Raw genomic sequence first — 17,278 nt, 5'->3', positions numbered from 1 at the left:
AAGAAGCAGTTCGGGCCGTTGCGCAACCGTCACGACCCGCCCACCGGGCCCCCGTAACCGCTGTAATCTGCCACCTGCCGCGGCGTCACAGGAGATGGCGGCCGGCGACAGCGGCAGCGACAACAGAAGCGTCCGGGGGCGGCTGATGATCGGGCAGTTGCGGGAGTCCTCTCCGGCGCGCGTGGGTCCGTACGAGACGTTGGCCCGGCTCGGCGCGGGCGGCATGGGCGAGGTGTTCCTGGCCACGCCCGGACCCCACGAGCCCGGCCGCCCCTACGACCCCGACGCGCTCGTCGCCGTGAAGGCGATCCGCGGGGACATGGCGGGCGACGCCGCCTTCCGCGCCCGGTTCCGGCGGGAGATCTCCGTCGCGACGTCCGTCGACAGCCCCTTCGTGGCACGCCTCGTCGCGGGCGATGCGGAGGCCGAACAGCCGTGGCTCGCCACGGAGTACGTCGCCGGGCCGACCCTCGCCGCCGCGGTCCGGCGGCACGGCCCGCTGCCCGCCGCGTCCGTCGCCGCGCTCGGCGCCAAAGTGGCCCGCGCGCTGGCCACCGTGCACGCGGCGGGCGCCCTGCACCGCGACCTGAAGCCCGCGAACGTCCTGCTCGGCGCGGGTGGGCCCAAGCTCATCGACTTCGGTGTGGCGCGGGCGCTCGGCGCGACCACGATGACCTCGACGGGCCTGCTCGTGGGCACGCCCGGCTTCATGTCCCCCGAGCACGTGGCGGGCGGGCGCCATGTGGTGCCCGCGTCCGACGTGTTCTGCCTGGCCTCCGTCCTCGCCTACGCGGCGTCCGGCGAGGACCCGTTCGGCGACGGCCCGATGGCTGCGGTCCTGTACCGGGTGTCCCGCGCCGAGGCCCGACTGGACGGTGTGCCCGAGGAGTTGCGGGAGGTGCTCGCCGCCTGCCTGTCCCGGGAGCCGGACGAGCGGCCGGGCCCGGAGGAGGTGGCGTCCCGCCTCGCGGAGCCGGCGGGGGACACCACCTCCGCCCCTGCGCCCCGCTGGCCGGAGGCCCTCCTCGGCGACATCGCCGAAGTCCGCCGCGACGCCGAGCAGTTGTGTGCCTCGGGGCGGCCCCTGCTGCCCCTTCCCTCGCGGCCCGGTGACTCCCCGCACCCCGCGACGCGGACGCCCACCTGGGCCCCGGCACCGGTCGGACCGCACGGCCTGCCCACCATGAGCTCCGCCCCGCCCGTTCCCGCCCCGCCCGCTCCCGCGCCGCCGCGCCGCGGACCGAGCCGACGCGGCGCCGTCCTCACGGTCGTCGCCGTGGCCGTGGCGGGCGCCGTCGTCGGCGGGCTGCTCGCCCTGCGCGGGCCCGACTCCGGCCCGGGTTCCGGCTCGGGTTCCCACTCGGGTTCCGGCTCGGCGGGCGGCGACGCCAGGACGCCCGCCGCCGAAAACCCCGGCGCCGCCGAGCCCGCCCTCTCCCCCGCCCGGCTCGTCGCCACCGCCGGCGTCGACGCGTCCGGCACCGCCGACCGCAGCGGCCAGGTCCCGCAGTACGCGGCGCAGCGCCCCAAGGGCTGGAAGCCGTGGCGCGCCACGTTCGGCCATGCGCCGATGAGTTGCGCGGCCGACACCGAGGCCGTGGTGTGCCTGCTGACCAACGGTACGTACGAGGCGCGCAGTGCCGTCGACGGGCACCGCCTGTGGACGTCGGACGGCCGCTCGGCGCGGGACGGCGGCACGGGCGGCGAGGCGTACATCGGTCCGACCGGCGCGTTCTTCATGCCGGGGGACTCACTGGACCCCGTGGTGCGCGGCGGGACGACCGTCATCGCGTACAAGGGCCGTGTGCAGGTCCGCGACTCGGGGAGCGGCGACGTGCGGTGGACGGCCGGCGCCCCGGCCGGCCGGCAGGTCACCTCCGCGCTGCTCACCGACGACCATCTCGTCGTGTCCTCGGAAGGCGCGCTGGAGGGCACGGCGGACGTCACGCAGGCGCCGAAGGGCGCCACGGTCCAGGCGTTCCCCGTCGAGCGCGGCGGTGACCCCGTGTGGACGTACGCCCTGAGCACCGAGATCCTGGCCAAGGCCGAGCAGGGCAACTACACGGCCGTCCTCGCGCACGACGGTCTGGTCTACGCCCACTCCAGGGACGGCGTCATCGCGCTCGACGAGAAGAAGGGCGACCGTGTCGGCGGCGCCTACGACGACGGCCAGTGCCGCGCCCTCATGGCGGACGGCCGTGGCTCCGCCGGCACCTCCGACGACCAGATCCTCTGCACCCAGGTCATCGGCGACAGCGGGAGCCTCGACGACCCGACCGCCGATCCGCAGACCCGCGTGACCCGTCTGGACGCCCGTACACTCGCGGTCCGGGGAAAGTTCGGGTTCAAGGCGCCGCCGGTCGGCTCCGACGGGCACCCCGGCCTGGACGTCGTGGTGAGCGCGGTCTCTCCCGGTGCCGCGCTCGCGTACGACACGACGGGCGCGAAGCTGCTCGTGGCCGACCCGGAGAACGGCAGGCTCGCGCGCCAGGAGCCGCTGTCCGTGGTCGACTACGTCATCAAGCGTCCCGTCTCCTCCGGCGCCCTGGTCATCGGCGACCGCGCCCTGACCGCCGACAACTCCACGCTGCGCACGGTGCCGTTGACCGCTTCGGGCAGGGTCCGCACGGTCAGGGTCCCCGGCGCCCCCGGCAACCGCGACGCGAAGCCCCCGCAGGACACGGGCACGGTGGTCGCCGACCAGCCGAAGCCGCCGACGGTCCTGCCGCTGGGCGGGGTCGCGACGATCGTGTACGACCAGGGGACGGTCGTGTCGGTGGAGCTGCCCTCCTGAGCGAGCCGCCCGGACCGCGCCAACACCCTCTCGTACAGCGCCTTTTGGAGGATCCGTGCTCGACCCCCTGTCCGGGCCGCCGCGCCACGTCGGCCCGTACCGGCTGCTCGCCCTCATCGGGGCGGGCGGCATGGGCGAGGTCTATCTGGCCCGCGAGCCGCGGCCCGGCGCGCCGCTCGTCGCGGTCAAGACCGTGCGGCCCGACCTGGACGTCGACCGGGAGTTCCGGATCCGCTTCCGCCGGGAGATCGCGGCGGCGCGCGCGGTGGCGGGGGCGGGCACGGCGGCCCTGCTCGACGGGGACGCGGACGCCCAAGTGCCGTGGCTGGCAACGGAGTACGTCGCGGGGCCCTCCCTCGCCGACGCGGTGGGCCGGTGCGGGCCGTTGCCCGCGGACGCGGTGCGCGCGATCGGCGCGGGGCTCGCCCGCGCGCTCGCGGCGGTGCACGCCGCGCAGGTCCTGCACCGCGACCTCAAGCCCGGCAACGTACTCCTCACCCCCGACGGCCCCACGCTCATCGACTTCGGCATCGCGCAGGCCTTCGACGCGACGGCGCTGACGACGGCCGGGATGGTCGTGGGCACGCCCGGCTTCATGGCGCCCGAGCAGATCGAGGGCAGCCACGCGGTGGTGCCCGCGTCGGACGTCTTCACGCTGGGCGCGGTGCTGTGCTTCGCGGCGACGGGGCGCGGCCCGTTCGACGACCAGGAGCTCGCCTCGGTGATCTTCCGCATCACGCGGGGCGACGCGGATCTGTCCGCCGTGCCCGACGGGCTGCGCGAGGTGGTCGCCGGCTGTCTGCGCCCGGAGCCCGGCGACCGGCCCACGGCGGCGGGGCTCGCCGAGCGCCTGGCGAGCGGCGCCGGGACCTTCGTGCCGTGGCCCGCGCCCGTCCTCTCGCTCTTCGCGGAGCACAGGGAGGCGGTGGCGCGGTGCGAACGGGCCGTGGAGCAGGGCTCGTTCGCGGAGGCACGGACCGCGACGGGCACGGGCGGCCGCGCCCCGCGCCTGCCGGCGCCGCCGCCTCCCGCGCCGCCCCTGCCCGCCCCGCCCGGCGCCGCCGGGTCCACCGCGCCCCGCCGCCTGAGGTGGATCGCCGCCGCGGCGGTGGCGGCGGCCGCGGTGACCGCGGTGACCGCGGCGGCCTTCCTGATACCGGGCGACGGCCGGGGCGGCGACGGCTCGGGCTCCGGCGGAACCGAGGCGGGCGGGCCCCCGCCCGCCTCCTCCCCCTCCCAAAGGAGCTCCCCCCGCATCGTCACCGAGTACGGAAACCCGGACCGCAGCGGCGACTTCGGCGCCGCGACGACCCGCGCCTCCGCCCGCCCCAAGGGCTGGAAGCCCTGGTCGGTACGGCGCCCCGAGAGCCTGGACGAGCAGGGCAACGGCTGTGTCCTGGTCGCGGCGACGCTGGTGTGCCGGGACGGCAAGGGCGCGGCGACGGCCCTGGACGCGGCGACCGGCGGCCACCGCTGGACCTCCCGCGGCTTCGACGCCGGACCCGGCGGCCTGCAGGGCGTCCAGGAGCTGCCGCCCGAGAGCGACGGCGAGCACGTCTACGTCCCCAGCGAGCGCGGCGTGATCGCGGTGGACCTCTCCTCCGGCGGCGAGCGCTGGCGCGAGTCGGCGGCGTCCGACACGGCGGTGACGGCGCTGACGTACGCGAACGGAGTCGTCTACACCGCCGAGTTCGCCTTCGCGGACGAGGCGAGCGGCCCGAGCCGCGCCCACGTCAGGGCCCGCCGCGCGAAGGACGGCCACGAGCTGTGGAAGTCGCCGCCGCTGCCCGCCAAGGTCCAGCACACGCTCCTCGTCAAGGGCGGCCGGGTGTACGCGGCGGTCGAGGGCAAGGGCGTCCTGACCCTCTCCGCGGGGACCGGCAGGGTCACCCGCCGCACGCCCGGCCAGTCCTGCCACGGGCTCCTCGCGCACCGTTCGTCGATCCTGTGCTGGGACCACGGCGTCGCGGGCGTCCGCGAGCTCGACCCCGCCACGCTCGGCACGCGCCGCACCCTCGCCCCCGGCCTCGAACCCGCCTTGGCGCCGGTCGTGGGCGAGGCGGACGTCCTCGTGGTGGCCACCCGCAACCCGGACGCCGACGACCCGGTCACGCACCGCATGACGGCCTTCGACTGGCGTACCGGCGGGCGTCTGTGGCGCTACGGCGGCCCGCAGGACACGGTGGCCCTCGCGCTCACGGGCAGACGGGTCCTCGCCGTGGGGCTGTACGAGATGTGGGGCAGGTCGACGGAGGACGACCTGAACTCCTACCGCAGGAAGGACATCCCGCTCCCGGACGGGGGAACGGAGTTCGACGACCGCGGTGCGCTCGGCCACCCGCTGTACGCGGGCGGCGCCCTGTTCACCGCCACGCACGACGGCAGGATCATGTCGGGGTACGCTCCCTGACCCCCGCGGCACGGTTCGTACGTGGCGTCAGTACCGGTGGCCCGGCCAGTGCGGGTCCGCCCAGCGGGCGTCCGCGTCGAGGCCGAGCAGCCGTACGCGCTGCAGCAGGTCGTCGGGGGCGCCGTGCGCGCGGAGCCGGTCGGGGGCGAGGCGGACGAGCCAGGCCGTGAGTTCGCGGCGCTTCTCCTCCTCCTTGTCCCACGCGTCCCAGGGCAGGGCGTACCCGAGCAGGTCGTACTCCCACTCCGCCACGGCCAGGGCCAGGTGGCGGTCGGCCACGGGCCCCGCGAGCTGCTGCCACATGCCGAGCCACGGCGCCGGTGTGCCGGACGCCTCGGCGCACAGGGCGAGGAGTTCGTGCGCGGGCACGGGCGGCTCCGGCTCCACGAGCGTCCACGCCCACCAGGCGCGCAGGAACTCCTGGACCGCCGCGGCCTGTTCGCCGGGCCACTCCTGCCAGCGGCCCCGCAGCAGGCAGTGTCCGACCTCCGCCATGCCGAACATCGGCTCTGCCAGGCCGTGGACGAGGTGCACGGCGAACTGGGGCAGGATGCGGCGCACCATCGCCGGCTGGTCGAGCCAGTCGGTCGCCCTCCAGGTGCGCCCCAGGAGGTCGGGGTCGAGTTCCACGCCCGCCGCCTTCAACAGCGCGACTTCCTCCTCGGTGCCCCAGTGGCAGGCGCACTGGACCTCGTCGGGGTGGGCGGTCATGCCGCGCAGGGTGACGGCGAGGCCGTCGAGAGCGGCGTCGAGTCGCGTGCGCGCCGTCGCGGCCGGGTCGGCGTTCGTCATGACGTCTGCTTCCGAGTACTCCGGGGGCTGCCGCCGGCCGAAGATCCCGACTCTACCCACCGCCCCTCGCACCTGCCGTTCCACTCGGAAACCGCCGCTGCCCTCGCCTGTCCGTCACGGGCGATATGGCGGGTTCTGCCCCCGCATGCGGTCTTGTAGCACTTCACATCGCACGAGAGGCTGCCCCATGGCGGCTGCGGCGAGCTCCCAACTCCGCGGCCCGCCCGTCCAGTCGGGGAGGGAAACCAGCGCATGACTCTGTCGCGAACCAGGCGCCGTCCGACGCGGGCAGGGACGTCGCCGAGCAGTACGGGGCGAAAATACGCCACACTCACGGCAAGGCGCTCAACGGCTGTTCCGTGAGGGCCGGTTCGGCGAAGGCGAAGCGGCTCGCCGCCGATCCGCGGGTCGCCTCGGTCGTACAGGACGGCGCGGTGTCCCTGCGGCACACCCGGAAGAACCCGCCGTCCTGGGGCCTCGACCGCATCGACCAGAACGACCTGCCGCTCGACACGTCCTACACCTGGCCGCAGTCCGCGGGCCCAGGAGCGACCGCGTACGCCATCGAAACCGGCGTGCGCACCACGCACGGTCATCGCGGGCATCGACTGGTGACGAAGAACGCCCGCGAGCCTGTACTCGCCCGCCCGGGTCCGCGAGGCGGTCACGGTCGGCGCGAGTGACGGGAAGGACGCGCGCGGGCGACTCCGCCACGGACGCCTTCTCCGGCACGTCGGCGGCCTCGGCTCCCCGGACAGGATCCTCCAGGTGAACACCCCCCGGACATATGCGCACCGCTCGACCGCCCGCAGGGCATATGCGAATTCGGACCGGTCTCGCCATTCTTGGCGGGACCGGTCTTGCATGCGCCCTTACGCACTAGTAGTTAACAAAGCGCCGGATTGCCCACCCGAACGGAGTGGGAAGGCTCCCCCGGTACGCACTCCGGCTCACCGCCGGCACGCACCGCAGAACCTCTCCACACCCCCGTATCCGTGCACGCGGACAGGAGCGGTCAGACCATGCCCCTTGGCACACCCCAGCAGCCCACCATTCCTGTACTGGACGTCCAACCTGCCGTCCACGGCGGTCGAAAACCGGCGAAGGCCGTACCCGGGGAGACCTTCCAGGTCACCGCCACCGTCTTTCGCGAAGGCCATGAAGCGGTCGCCGCCAACGTCGTCCTGCGCGATCCCGCGGGCCGCGCGGGCCCCTGGACCCCGATGCGGGAGCTCGCGCCCGGCACCGACCGGTGGGGCGCGGACGTCACGCCGGACGCCGAGGGCCGCTGGACGTTCACCGTGGAGGCGTGGGGCGACCCCGTCACGACCTGGCGGCACCACGCGCGGATCAAGATACCCGCGGGCATCGACACCGAGCTGGTCCTCGAGGAGGGGGCCCGGCTCCACGAGCGCGCCGCCACCGGCGTGCCCCGCCCCGAGCGGGCCACCGTCCTCGCCGCGGCGCACGCACTGCGCGACACGGGCCGCCCACCGGCGGCCCGTCTCTCTGCCGCCCTCACCCCGGAGGTGGAGGCGGCGCTCGCCCGGCATCCGCTGCGTGAACTCGTCACGTTCTCCGAGGAGTTGCCGCTCGTCGTGGAGCGACGCAGGGCCCTGTTCGGCTCCTGGTACGAGTTCTTCCCGCGCTCGGAGGGCGCCCGGGTCAGGGAGGGCGCCCCGCCCGTCTCCGGCACCTTCCGCACCGCCGCGGGGCGGCTTCCCGCCATCGCCGAGATGGGCTTCGACGTCGTCTATCTCCCGCCGATCCACCCCATCGGCACCACCTACCGCAAGGGCCCCAACAACTCGCTCTCGCCCGGCCCGCACGACGTGGGCGTGCCCTGGGCGATCGGCTCCCCCGAGGGCGGCCACGACGCCGTCCACCCCGACCTCGGGACGCTCGACGACTTCGACGCGTTCGTCGCGCGGGCCGCCGAGCTCGGCCTCGAAGTCGCCCTGGACTTCGCGCTGCAGTGCTCCCCCGACCACCCGTGGGTGGAGAAGCACCCCGACTGGTTCCACCGCCGGGCGGACGGTTCCATCGCGTACGCCGAGAACCCGCCGAAGAAGTACCAGGACATCTATCCGCTCGCCTTCGACAAGGACATGCCGGGGCTGATCGCGGAGACCGTGCGGCTGCTGCGCTTCTGGATGGGCCACGGCGTGCGCGTCTTCCGGGTCGACAACCCGCACACCAAGCCCGTGGTGTTCTGGGAGCGGGTGATCGCGGACATCAACGGCAGCGACCCGGACGTCATCTTCCTCGCCGAGGCGTTCACCCGCCCCGCGATGCTGCGCACGCTGGCCGCCATCGGCTTCCAGCAGTCGTACACGTACTTCACGTGGCGCAACGGCAAGGAGGAACTCGCCGACTACCTCACCGAGTTGTCCCAGGAGACCGGGCACTTCCTGCGCCCCAACTTCTTCGTGAACACCCCCGACATCCTGCACGCCTACCTCCAGGACGGCGGCCGCCCCGCCTTCGAGGTGCGGGCCGTGCTCGCCGCCACGCTGTCGCCGACCTGGGGCGTGTACAGCGGTTTCGAGCTGTGCGAGAACGCGCCCGTGCGGCGCGGCAGCGAGGAGTACCTGAACTCGGAGAAGTACCAACTGCGGCCAAGGGACTGGGAGTCGGCGGCACGCAGGGGCGAGACGATCGCCCCGCTGATCACCGCGCTCAACCGGATCCGGCGCGCCAACCCCGCGCTCCAGCAACTGCGCGACCTGCACTTCCACACCACGGACAAGGAATCGGTGATCGCCTACTCGAAGTCCGCCGCCGACGCGCACGGCTCGAACACGGTTCTGGTCGTCGTCAACCTCGACCCTCACCACACCCAGGAGGCCACGGTCTCGTTGAACATGCCGCAACTCGGCCTCGACTGGCACGAGACCGTGCCGGTGCGCGACGAGCTCACCGGCGAGACCTACCACTGGGGCAGGGCCAACTATGTGCGCCTCACACCGGGCCGAGCGCCCGCGCACGTCTTCCGCGTCCTGCGACCGTCCTCACCGTTGATCGGAGGGTCACCCACACCATGATCGTCAATGAGCCCGTCCAGGACACCTTCGAGGACACACCCACCAAGGACCGTGACCCCGACTGGTTCAAGCGCGCCGTCTTCTACGAGGTGCTCGTCCGCTCCTTCCAGGACAGCAACGGCGACGGCATCGGCGACCTCAAGGGCCTGACCGCCAAGCTGGACTATCTGCAGTGGCTCGGCGTGGACTGCCTGTGGCTGCCGCCGTTCTTCAAGTCGCCGCTGCGCGACGGGGGGTACGACGTCTCGGACTACACGGCCGTGCTCCCCGAGTTCGGGGACCTCGCCGACTTCGTGGAGTTCGTCGACTGCGCGCACCAGCGCGGCATGCGCGTGATCATCGACTTCGTGATGAACCACACCAGCGACCAGCACCCGTGGTTCCAGCAGTCCCGCAGCGACCCCGAGGGACCTTACGGCGACTACTACGTCTGGGCGGACGACGACAAGCAGTACCAGGACGCCCGGATCATCTTCGTCGACACCGAGGCCTCGAACTGGACCTTCGACCCGGTCCGCAAGCAGTACTACTGGCACCGCTTCTTCTCCCACCAGCCGGACCTCAACTTCGAGAACCCGGCCGTCCAGGAGGAGATCATCTCGGCGCTGCGGTTCTGGCTCGACCTCGGCATCGACGGGTTCCGGCTCGACGCGGTCCCCTATCTGTACGCGGAGGAGGGCACCAACTGCGAGAACCTCCCCCGCACCCACGAGCTGCTCAAACGCGTCCGCGCCGAGATCGACGCCCACTACCCGGACACGGTCCTGCTCGCCGAGGCCAACCAGTGGCCCGAGGACGTCGTCGACTACTTCGGCGACTTCGAGGGCGGCGGCGACGAGTGCCACATGGCGTTCCACTTCCCCGTCATGCCGCGCATCTTCATGGCGGTGCGCCGCGAGTCGCGCTACCCGGTCTCGGAGATCCTCGCCAAGACCCCGGCCATCCCGTCCGGCTGCCAGTGGGGCATCTTCCTGCGCAACCACGACGAGTTGACGCTGGAGATGGTCACGGACGAAGAGCGCGACTACATGTACGCGGAGTACGCCAAGGACCCGCGGATGCGCGCCAACATCGGCATCCGGCGCCGCCTCGCCCCGCTCCTGGACAACGACCGCAACCAGATCGAGCTGTTCACCGCGCTGCTGCTCTCCCTGCCCGGTTCGCCGATCCTCTACTACGGCGACGAGATCGGGATGGGCGACAACATCTGGCTCGGCGACCGCGACGCGGTGCGCACCCCGATGCAGTGGACGCCCGACCGCAACGCGGGCTTCTCGTCCTGCGACCCCGGCCGCCTCTACCTCCCGACGATCATGGATCCGGTCTACGGCTACCAGGTCACGAACGTCGAGGCGTCCATGTCGTCGCCGTCCTCGCTGCTCCACTGGACGCGCCGGATGATCGAGATCCGCAAGCAGAACCCGGCGTTCGGGCTCGGCTCGTACACCGAACTGCCCTCGTCCAACCCGGCGGTGATCGCGTTCCTGCGCGAGGCGCCGTCGACCGAGGAGGAAGGGGACGACCTGGTGCTGTGCGTGCACAACTTCTCGCGCTTCGCGCAGCCCACCGAACTCGATCTCCAGGCGTTCAACGGCCGCCACCCCGTGGAGCTCATCGGCGGGGTGCGCTTTCCGGCCATCGGCGAGCTGCCCTACCTCCTCACCCTGGCAGGGCACGGGTTCTACTGGTTCCGGCTGCGCAAGGAACCGGCGTAGGCTCCGGCAGCACGAGCCCCCCTGCGGGGCGCCTTCGCGGGGCGGTTTCCACCGCCCCGCCCTGGGCACTCCTACGCACAACCGGCACTCCCGCACTCTGCCTTGTCCGCGACGCGGAAAGGACGCGACGCCATGTCGGAAGCCGCCACTCGTCCCGGTGCGCACGCCACCGCGCTGCTCGCCTCGCTCGATCCCCTGCTGCGCGAGTGGCTGCCCCGGCAGCGGTGGTTCGCCGGGAAGGGGCGTCCGATCGGCGCCCTCGACGCGGTGGCGGCGACCGAACTCCTGCCGCGCAGCTCGCCGTCGGGCCTGCTGCACCTCCTGCTGCGGGTCCGGCACACGCTCGTTCCCGCGCAGAGCACGGCACTTGAGGGCGGCGCGGCCGAACGGAGCGGGGACTGCTACCAGGTGCTCATCGGCATACGCCGCACCCTGCCCCCGCACCTGGCGCCCGCCCTGATCGGCCACGTCACCGAGGGCCCGCTCGCCGGCTTCACCGCGTACGAGGCACTGCACGACCCGCGGCTCGCCGCGCTGCTCCTGGAGCGGCTGCGGATGCCGGGGCGGCACGGAGTGCTGCGCTTCGAGCGCGACCCGGCCGCCGAGATACCCTCCGGGCTCGCGCCGCGCCTGCTCGCCGCCGAGCAGTCCAACTCCTCGGTCGTCTACGGCGATACGTTCATCCTGAAGCTGTTCCGCCGCGTCGTGCCCGGCGTCAACCCCGACCTGGAGCTCCCGCTGCACCTGGCCCGGCAGGGCTGCGCACGGGTGCCCGCGCCCGCCGCGTGGTTCCTCGCGGACCTGGCGACGAGCGCGGCGTCGGCGGACGAGGCGTGCGGGCTCGGGGTGCTCCAGCCGTATCTGGCCGGTGCGGAGGACGGCTGGGAGCTCGCCCTGCGGATGCTCGGCAAGGGCGAGTCCTTCACCGACGAGGCGCGGGCGCTCGGCCGCGCCACGGCCGAGGTGCACGCGGCGCTCGCGGCGGCGCTGCCGACCGTCTCGCTGGGCCGGGCCCAGGTGGAGCTCATCGCCGACGGCATGGCGGAGCGCCTGGCCGCGGCGGCGCAGGCGGTGCCCGCGCTGCGGCCGTTCGCCCCCGGCCTCCTCACGGCCTTCGAGGCGCTGGCCGACCTGGGTGCTGGGGGCGGATCGTCGTGGACGCCGACGGCCCAACGCGTCCACGGCGACCTGCACCTGGGGCAGTGCCTGCGCGCTCCCGACGGCACCTGGTCGCTGATCGACTTCGAGGGCGAGCCCGCGCGCCCGCTCGCCGAGCGCCGGCTGCCGCAGCCGCCGGCCCGCGACGTCGCGGGCATGCTGCGCTCCTTCGACTACGCGGCGCACTCGATCACCCCCTCGCCCCCGGAATGGGCCGCCGACTGCCGGGCCGCGTACTGCGTGGGGTACGCGGACGTCTCGGGCCGCGACCCGCGCATGGATCCGGTGCTGCTGCGCGCGCACGAGACGGACAAGGCGGTCTACGAGGTCCTCTACGAGGCCCGCCACCGCCCCGACTGGCTGCCGGTCCCCCTGGCCGCGGTCCGCCGCCTCGCCGGGAACGGCTCCGCGGCCGACGACGCCCTCTGACCACTCCTCGCAAGGAGGCCTCCCCCGTGACCCCCCGCCCCCGCAAACCGTCCGACGAACCCACCGCCCCGGCCACCCCGCCCGCCCCCCGACCGCCGGAGCCGGACCCCGCCCCGCCCGCCCCGGCCGAGCAGGCGACCGGCCCGAAGGGCACGGGGAAGAAGGCGGCACGGAAGACCACGGCGGGCGGGAAGAGCACGAAGACGCCGAGGACGCCGAAGACGCCGAAGACGCCGAACGCCGCGGCGAGTACGAAGAAGGCGGCGCCCACGTCACCGGCGAAGCCCGGAGCACCGGTGACGCCCGGAGCACCGGCGAAGCCCGGCCCGACCTCCGGGCCGAAGGCCGGGCCGGTCACCAGGACCGAGGCCGAGCCCGCCGCCGTGCCCGGCCCCGTCACCGAGTCCCCCGTCCCCGAGGACGACCGCGCACGCCTGCTGAGCGGCACCCACCACAACCCCCACGGCGTGCTCGGCGCCCACCCCGTGCCCGGGGGCATGGCCTTCCGCGCGCTGCGGCCCTACGCGCGCGGCGTCGCCGTGGTCGCCGACGAGCTGCGGGCCGAGCTGCGCGACGACGGGGACGGCTTCTTCTCCGCGGTCCTGCCGCTGCGGTCCGCGCCCGACGGCTATCGGCTCCATGTCACGTACGAGGAAACGGAGTTGGAGATCCAGGACGCCTACTCCTTCCTCCCCTCGCTCGGCGACTTCGACCTGCATCTGATCGGCGAGGGGCGGCACGAGCGGCTGTGGGAGGCGCTCGGGGCGCGGCCCATGACGCACCAGGGCGCGACCGGCACCCGCTTCACCGTGTGGGCGCCCAACGCCCGCGGCGTGCGGGTCGTCGGCAACTTCAACTACTGGGACGGCACGGGGTTCCCGATGCGCTCCCTCGGCTCCACCGGCGTCTGGGAGCTGTTCGTGCCCTCCGTCGGCGAGGGCGAGCTGTACAAGTTCGAGATCACCCGGCCGGACGGCTCCACGACGATGCGCGCCGACCCGCTCGCCCGCCGCACCGAGGAACCGCCCGCCAACTCCTCGGTCGTGCACGAGTCGCACCACGAGTGGCACGACCAGGAGTGGCTCGCGCGCCGCGCGGACGTGCCGGTCCACCGCGCGCCGTTCTCCGTGTACGAGGTGCATCTTCCCTCGTGGCGCCCGGGCCTGACGTACCGCCAGCTCGCCGACCAGCTCCCTCCGTACGTCGCCGACCTGGGCTTCACGCACGTCGAGCTGATGCCCGTCGCCGAGCACCCCTTCGGCGGCTCCTGGGGCTACCAGGTCACCGGCTTCTACGCGCCGACCGCCCGCCTCGGCACCCCCGACGACTTCAAGTACCTGGTCGACGCCCTGCACCGCGCCGGCATCGGCGTCCTGATGGACTGGGTGCCCGCGCACTTCCCGCGCGACGACTGGGCGCTCGCCGAGTTCGACGGCAGGCCCCTGTACGAGCACGAGGACCCGGGCCGCGCCGCGCACCCCGACTGGGGGACCCTGGAGTTCGACTACGGCCGCAAGGAGGTGCGCAACTTCCTGGTCGCCAACGCCAGTTACTGGTGCGAGGAGTTCCACATAGACGGCCTGCGCGTGGATGCCGTCGCCTCCATGCTCTACCTCGACTACTCCCGCGAGCACGGCGAGTGGACCCCGAACGCGCACGGCGGCCGCGAGAACCTCGACGCCGTCTCCTTCCTCCAGGAGATGAACGCCACCGTCTACCGCCGCAACCCCGGGGTCGTCACCATCGCCGAGGAGTCCACGGCCTGGGACGGCGTGACCCGCGCCACCCACCACACGGGCCCCGGCGGCTTCGGCGGCCTGGGCTTCGGCCTGAAGTGGAACATGGGCTGGATGCACGACTCCCTCGGCTACGTCTCCAAGGAGCCGGTGCACCGCAAGTACCACCACAACGACATGACGTTCTCGATGGTGTACGCCTACAGCGAGAACTACGTCCTGCCCATCTCGCACGACGAAGTCGTCCACGGCAAGCGGTCGTTGGTGTCCAAGATGCCCGGCGACTGGTGGCAGCGGCGCGCCAACCACCGGGCGTACCTGGGCTTCATGTGGGCCCACCCCGGCAAGCAGCTCCTCTTCATGGGCCAGGAGTTCGCCCAGGGAGCGGAGTGGGCGGAGGGCCACGGCCCCGACTGGTGGCTGCTCGACCCCGCGTACGGCGCCGAGCCCGACCACCGCGGCGTACGCGACCTCGTACGCGACCTGAACACGCTCTACCGCGGCGAGCCCGCCCTGTGGCAGCGCGACACCGACCCCGGCGGCTTCGCCTGGGTGGAGGGCGACGCGGCCGAGGACAACGTGTTCGCCTTCCTGCGCCACGACGAGCAGGGCGTGCCGCTGCTGGCCGTCTCACACTTCTCACCGGTCGTGCGGCACGGCTACCGGCTTGGCGTGCCGGACGAGTTCGCCGCCTGGCAGGAGGTCCTCAACACCGACGAGGCCCGCTACGGCGGCAGCGACGTCACCAACCCCGACCCGCTCAAGCCGGAGCCGGTGCCGTCGCACGGCCGTCCCGCGTCGCTGCGCCTGACCCTGCCACCGCTGGCTACGGTGTGGCTTCGACCTGCTTGAGCGCCACCGGCAGCTCCTCGGCGTGCAGGATGCCGAGGCGCTTTGTGGCCCGGGTCAGCGCCACGTACAGGTCGCTCGCGCCGTACCGCGCGGGCTCGACGACCAGGACCGTGTCGAACTCCAGGCCCTTCGCCTGACGCGGGTCGATCAGGACGACCGGCCGCGTCAGGTCCGGGGCCTGACCGGCCGTCACCCCGGGCAGCCGCACGGCGAGTTCCGCGTGGAGCTCGCGCGGGGCGATCACCGCGAGGCGGCCCTCGTCCCGCTTCCGCGCCGCGACCGCGTCGGCGACGGCCGCGCCGAGGTCGTCGGCACGGCGCGCCCAGGGCCGCACGCCCGTGGACCGCACCGAGCTCGGCGGCCGGAAGTCCGGGTCGCCCGCGGCGCGCGGCACCTCCGCCGCCACGTCCATGATCTCCACGGGCGTGCGGTAGTTGACGCCGAGCCGGGTGTACTCCCAGCGGTCCTCGACGTACGGCGCGAGGATGCTCTCCCACGAGCCGCAGCCGCCCGCCTCCGCGGTCTGCGCGGGGTCGCCGACGAGCGTCATGGAGCGGGTCGGGCAGCGCCGCATGAGCAGCCGCCAGGCCATCGCCGAGAGCTCCTGCGCCTCGTCGACGATGATGTGCCCGAACGCCCAGGTGCGGTCGGCCGCCGCCCGCTCGGCGGCGCTGCGGTGGTCGGCCTCCTCGTGCCGCTCGGCCATCCGCTCGGCGTCGATGATGTTGTGCGCGAGCAGGACCTCGGCGTCCTCCTCGTCCTTGTCCTCGAACTCGTACGTCCGCGAGGCGCGCGAGACGTCGAGGACGCCCTGCGCGTACGCGATCTGCCGGGCCCGCTCGGCCTCGGCGGCCGCGCGCTCGGCGCTGTCGTCGTGGCCGAGCAGCTCGGCGGCCTCGTCGAGCAGCGGGATGTCGCCGGGCGTCCACGCGGAGCCGCGCGGGCGGCGGATCGCCGCGGCGTCCTCGTCGGCCAGGCCCGTGGGCTCCTCCAGGTAGGAGGTGACGAAGCCCTGCGGGGTGAGGGTGGGCCACAACTCCTCGATGGCCGCGTGCACTTCGGGGCTGGCCGCGATGGCCTTGCCGAGCTGCGCGATGTCGTCGGGGCCGAGGAAGTTGGGCCCGCCGTACGGGTCGGCGCCGATGCGGTCGGCGAGCTGCCGGGTCAGCGCGTCGATGATCCGGAAGGCGAAGTGCGGGCGGCCGAGGTTGTGCGGCACGTCCATGGCGCGGGCCGCCTCGCGCGCCTGGTCGGCGATCGTCCAGTCGAGGACCAGGTCGCCGTCGTCGTGCTCGATGACGACGGGGTCGCCGGGCTCGGGGGTCCGCTGCCGGTCGCGGACGGCCGCGGCGAGCACGTCCGCCATCTCCGCGCGGCCCTTCACCTCGGCCGCGGCGGGGCTGTCGGTGCCGGTCGCACTCACGCCGGGGAACAGCTCGCCGACCGTGGAGAGCAGCACGCCCGTCTCGCCGAGCGCCGGCAGGACCTCGCTGATGTAGCCGAGGAAGGCCGGGTTGGGCCCGACGATCAGCACGGCACGCTTGGCGAGCAGCTCGCGGTGCGCGTAGAGCAGGAACGCGGCGCGGTGCAGCGCCACGACGGTCTTGCCGGTGCCCGGCCCGCCCTCGACCACCAGGACACCGCGGTGCGGGGCACGGATGATGCGGTCCTGCTCGGCCTGGATGGTCTGCACGATGTCGTGCATGCGGCCGGTGCGCGCCGAGTCGAGCGCGGCGAGCAGCACCTCGTCGGCGTCGGCGCCCTCGTGACCGGTGCGCGTGGTGTCGCCGAGGTCGAGGATCTCGTCGTGCAGGTGGGTGACCTCGCGGCCCTCGGTGGTGATGTGCCGACGGCGCCGCAGGCCCATCGGCGTATGCCCCGTCGCGAGATAGAAGGGGCGCGCGACGTCGGCGCGCCAATCGATCACGAGCGGGGTGCGTTCGGTGTCGGAGGCGCGGATTCCGATGCGCCCGATGTGGTGGTCGCGACCGTCGCGGAATTCGAGTCTCCCGAAGCAGAGACCGTTCTCACCCGCGTCGAAGGCGGCGAGCAGCCCGGACCGCTCCGCCACCAGCACATCTCGCTCCAGGCGCGCCTGGAGACCGTTGCCGACCTGCGACAACGACGCCTGCACGGCGGCCTCGGCCTCCTCGCGCAGCGCGTCGAGGCGCGCGTACAGCCCGGAGACGAATTGCTGCTCTTCCCGCAATTCCTCGGTTGACAATTCAGCCCCTCGCCAGTTACAGTGCTCTTATTGAACTTCTCGTGAAGCCGCCCTGCTCAAATGTGACGGCAAATGGGCAGGGCTTCGCGAAAGAATCCAATATACGCAGAGAAATACCCCGGAC

9 protein-coding genes are annotated in these 17,278 nt (G+C 73.4%); 7 read left to right on the top strand and 2 right to left on the bottom strand.

Annotation, left to right across the window (positions count from 1 at the left end):
• Window positions 1-94 precede the first annotated feature (94 nt).
• Complete coding sequence (locus ACZ4D5_RS21485) at window positions 95-2,794, top strand: protein kinase domain-containing protein (RefSeq protein WP_467773958.1); 2,700 nt, start codon at window positions 95-97, stop codon at window positions 2,792-2,794.
• A gap of 55 nt (window positions 2,795-2,849) precedes the next feature.
• The gene (locus ACZ4D5_RS21480; RefSeq protein WP_467773957.1) at window positions 2,850-5,204 is read left to right on the top strand and encodes a protein kinase domain-containing protein; all 2,355 of its coding nucleotides are present in this window, start codon (window positions 2,850-2,852) and stop codon (window positions 5,202-5,204) included.
• A 27-nt stretch (window positions 5,205-5,231) separates the two neighbouring features.
• Here the strand turns inward: ACZ4D5_RS21480 and ACZ4D5_RS21475 are convergent, their stop codons facing one another.
• A complete protein-coding gene (locus tag ACZ4D5_RS21475; protein ID WP_467773956.1) occupies window positions 5,232-5,996 on the bottom strand; it encodes a hypothetical protein in 765 nt (254 codons plus the stop codon).
• 125 nt (window positions 5,997-6,121) lie between these two features.
• Between ACZ4D5_RS21475 and ACZ4D5_RS21470 the strand changes: the two genes are divergently transcribed.
• The 5 genes from ACZ4D5_RS21470 (at window position 6,122) to glgB (ending at window position 14,930) form a co-directional block, all read left to right on the top strand.
• Window positions 6,122-6,679: a protease inhibitor I9 family protein gene (locus ACZ4D5_RS21470; protein WP_467773955.1), complete on the top strand. Its 558-nt coding sequence runs from the start codon at window positions 6,122-6,124 to the stop codon at window positions 6,677-6,679.
• 339 nt (window positions 6,680-7,018) lie between these two features.
• Window positions 7,019-9,040, top strand: coding sequence for an alpha-1,4-glucan--maltose-1-phosphate maltosyltransferase (locus ACZ4D5_RS21465; protein ID WP_467773954.1), 2,022 nt, complete (start codon window positions 7,019-7,021; stop codon window positions 9,038-9,040).
• Window positions 9,037-10,755, top strand: coding sequence for a maltose alpha-D-glucosyltransferase (treS, locus tag ACZ4D5_RS21460; protein WP_467773953.1), 1,719 nt, complete (start codon window positions 9,037-9,039; stop codon window positions 10,753-10,755). The genes ACZ4D5_RS21465 and treS overlap by 4 nt, the downstream gene beginning before the upstream one ends.
• A gap of 132 nt (window positions 10,756-10,887) precedes the next feature.
• Window positions 10,888-12,342: a maltokinase N-terminal cap-like domain-containing protein gene (locus tag ACZ4D5_RS21455; protein ID WP_467773952.1), complete on the top strand. Its 1,455-nt coding sequence runs from the start codon at window positions 10,888-10,890 to the stop codon at window positions 12,340-12,342.
• 26 nt (window positions 12,343-12,368) lie between these two features.
• Entirely contained in the window at window positions 12,369-14,930 is a 2,562-nt protein-coding gene (gene glgB / locus ACZ4D5_RS21450; protein WP_467773951.1) for a 1,4-alpha-glucan branching enzyme, read from the top strand.
• On the opposite strand, the gene ACZ4D5_RS21445 is transcribed toward glgB, so the two are convergent.
• A complete protein-coding gene (locus ACZ4D5_RS21445) occupies window positions 14,905-17,154 on the bottom strand; it encodes a HelD family protein (RefSeq protein ID WP_467773950.1) in 2,250 nt (749 codons plus the stop codon). The two genes, glgB and ACZ4D5_RS21445, sit on opposite strands and share 26 nt — an antisense overlap.
• Window positions 17,155-17,278: the final 124 nt, after the last annotated feature.

This window comes from Streptomyces sp. NPDC025651 (assembly GCF_055558735.1).
The sequence above is the reverse complement of the archived record's forward strand: the minus strand, read 5'-3'. Positions and strand labels throughout refer to the sequence as shown.

Bases quoted from the DNA above. Each gene is read 5' to 3' on its own strand.
- ACZ4D5_RS21465 (WP_467773954.1), top strand. From the start codon at position 7,019: ATGCCCCTTGGCACACCCCAGCAGCCCACCATTCCTGTACTGGACGTC.
- ACZ4D5_RS21455 (WP_467773952.1), top strand. From the start codon at position 10,888: ATGTCGGAAGCCGCCACTCGTCCCGGTGCGCACGCCACCGCGCTGCTC.
- ACZ4D5_RS21475 (WP_467773956.1), bottom strand. From the start codon at position 5,996: ATGACGAACGCCGACCCGGCCGCGACGGCGCGCACGCGACTCGACGCC.
- ACZ4D5_RS21470 (WP_467773955.1), top strand. From the start codon at position 6,122: ATGGCGGGTTCTGCCCCCGCATGCGGTCTTGTAGCACTTCACATCGCA.
- ACZ4D5_RS21485 (WP_467773958.1), top strand. From the start codon at position 95: ATGGCGGCCGGCGACAGCGGCAGCGACAACAGAAGCGTCCGGGGGCGG.
- treS (WP_467773953.1), top strand. From the start codon at position 9,037: ATGATCGTCAATGAGCCCGTCCAGGACACCTTCGAGGACACACCCACC.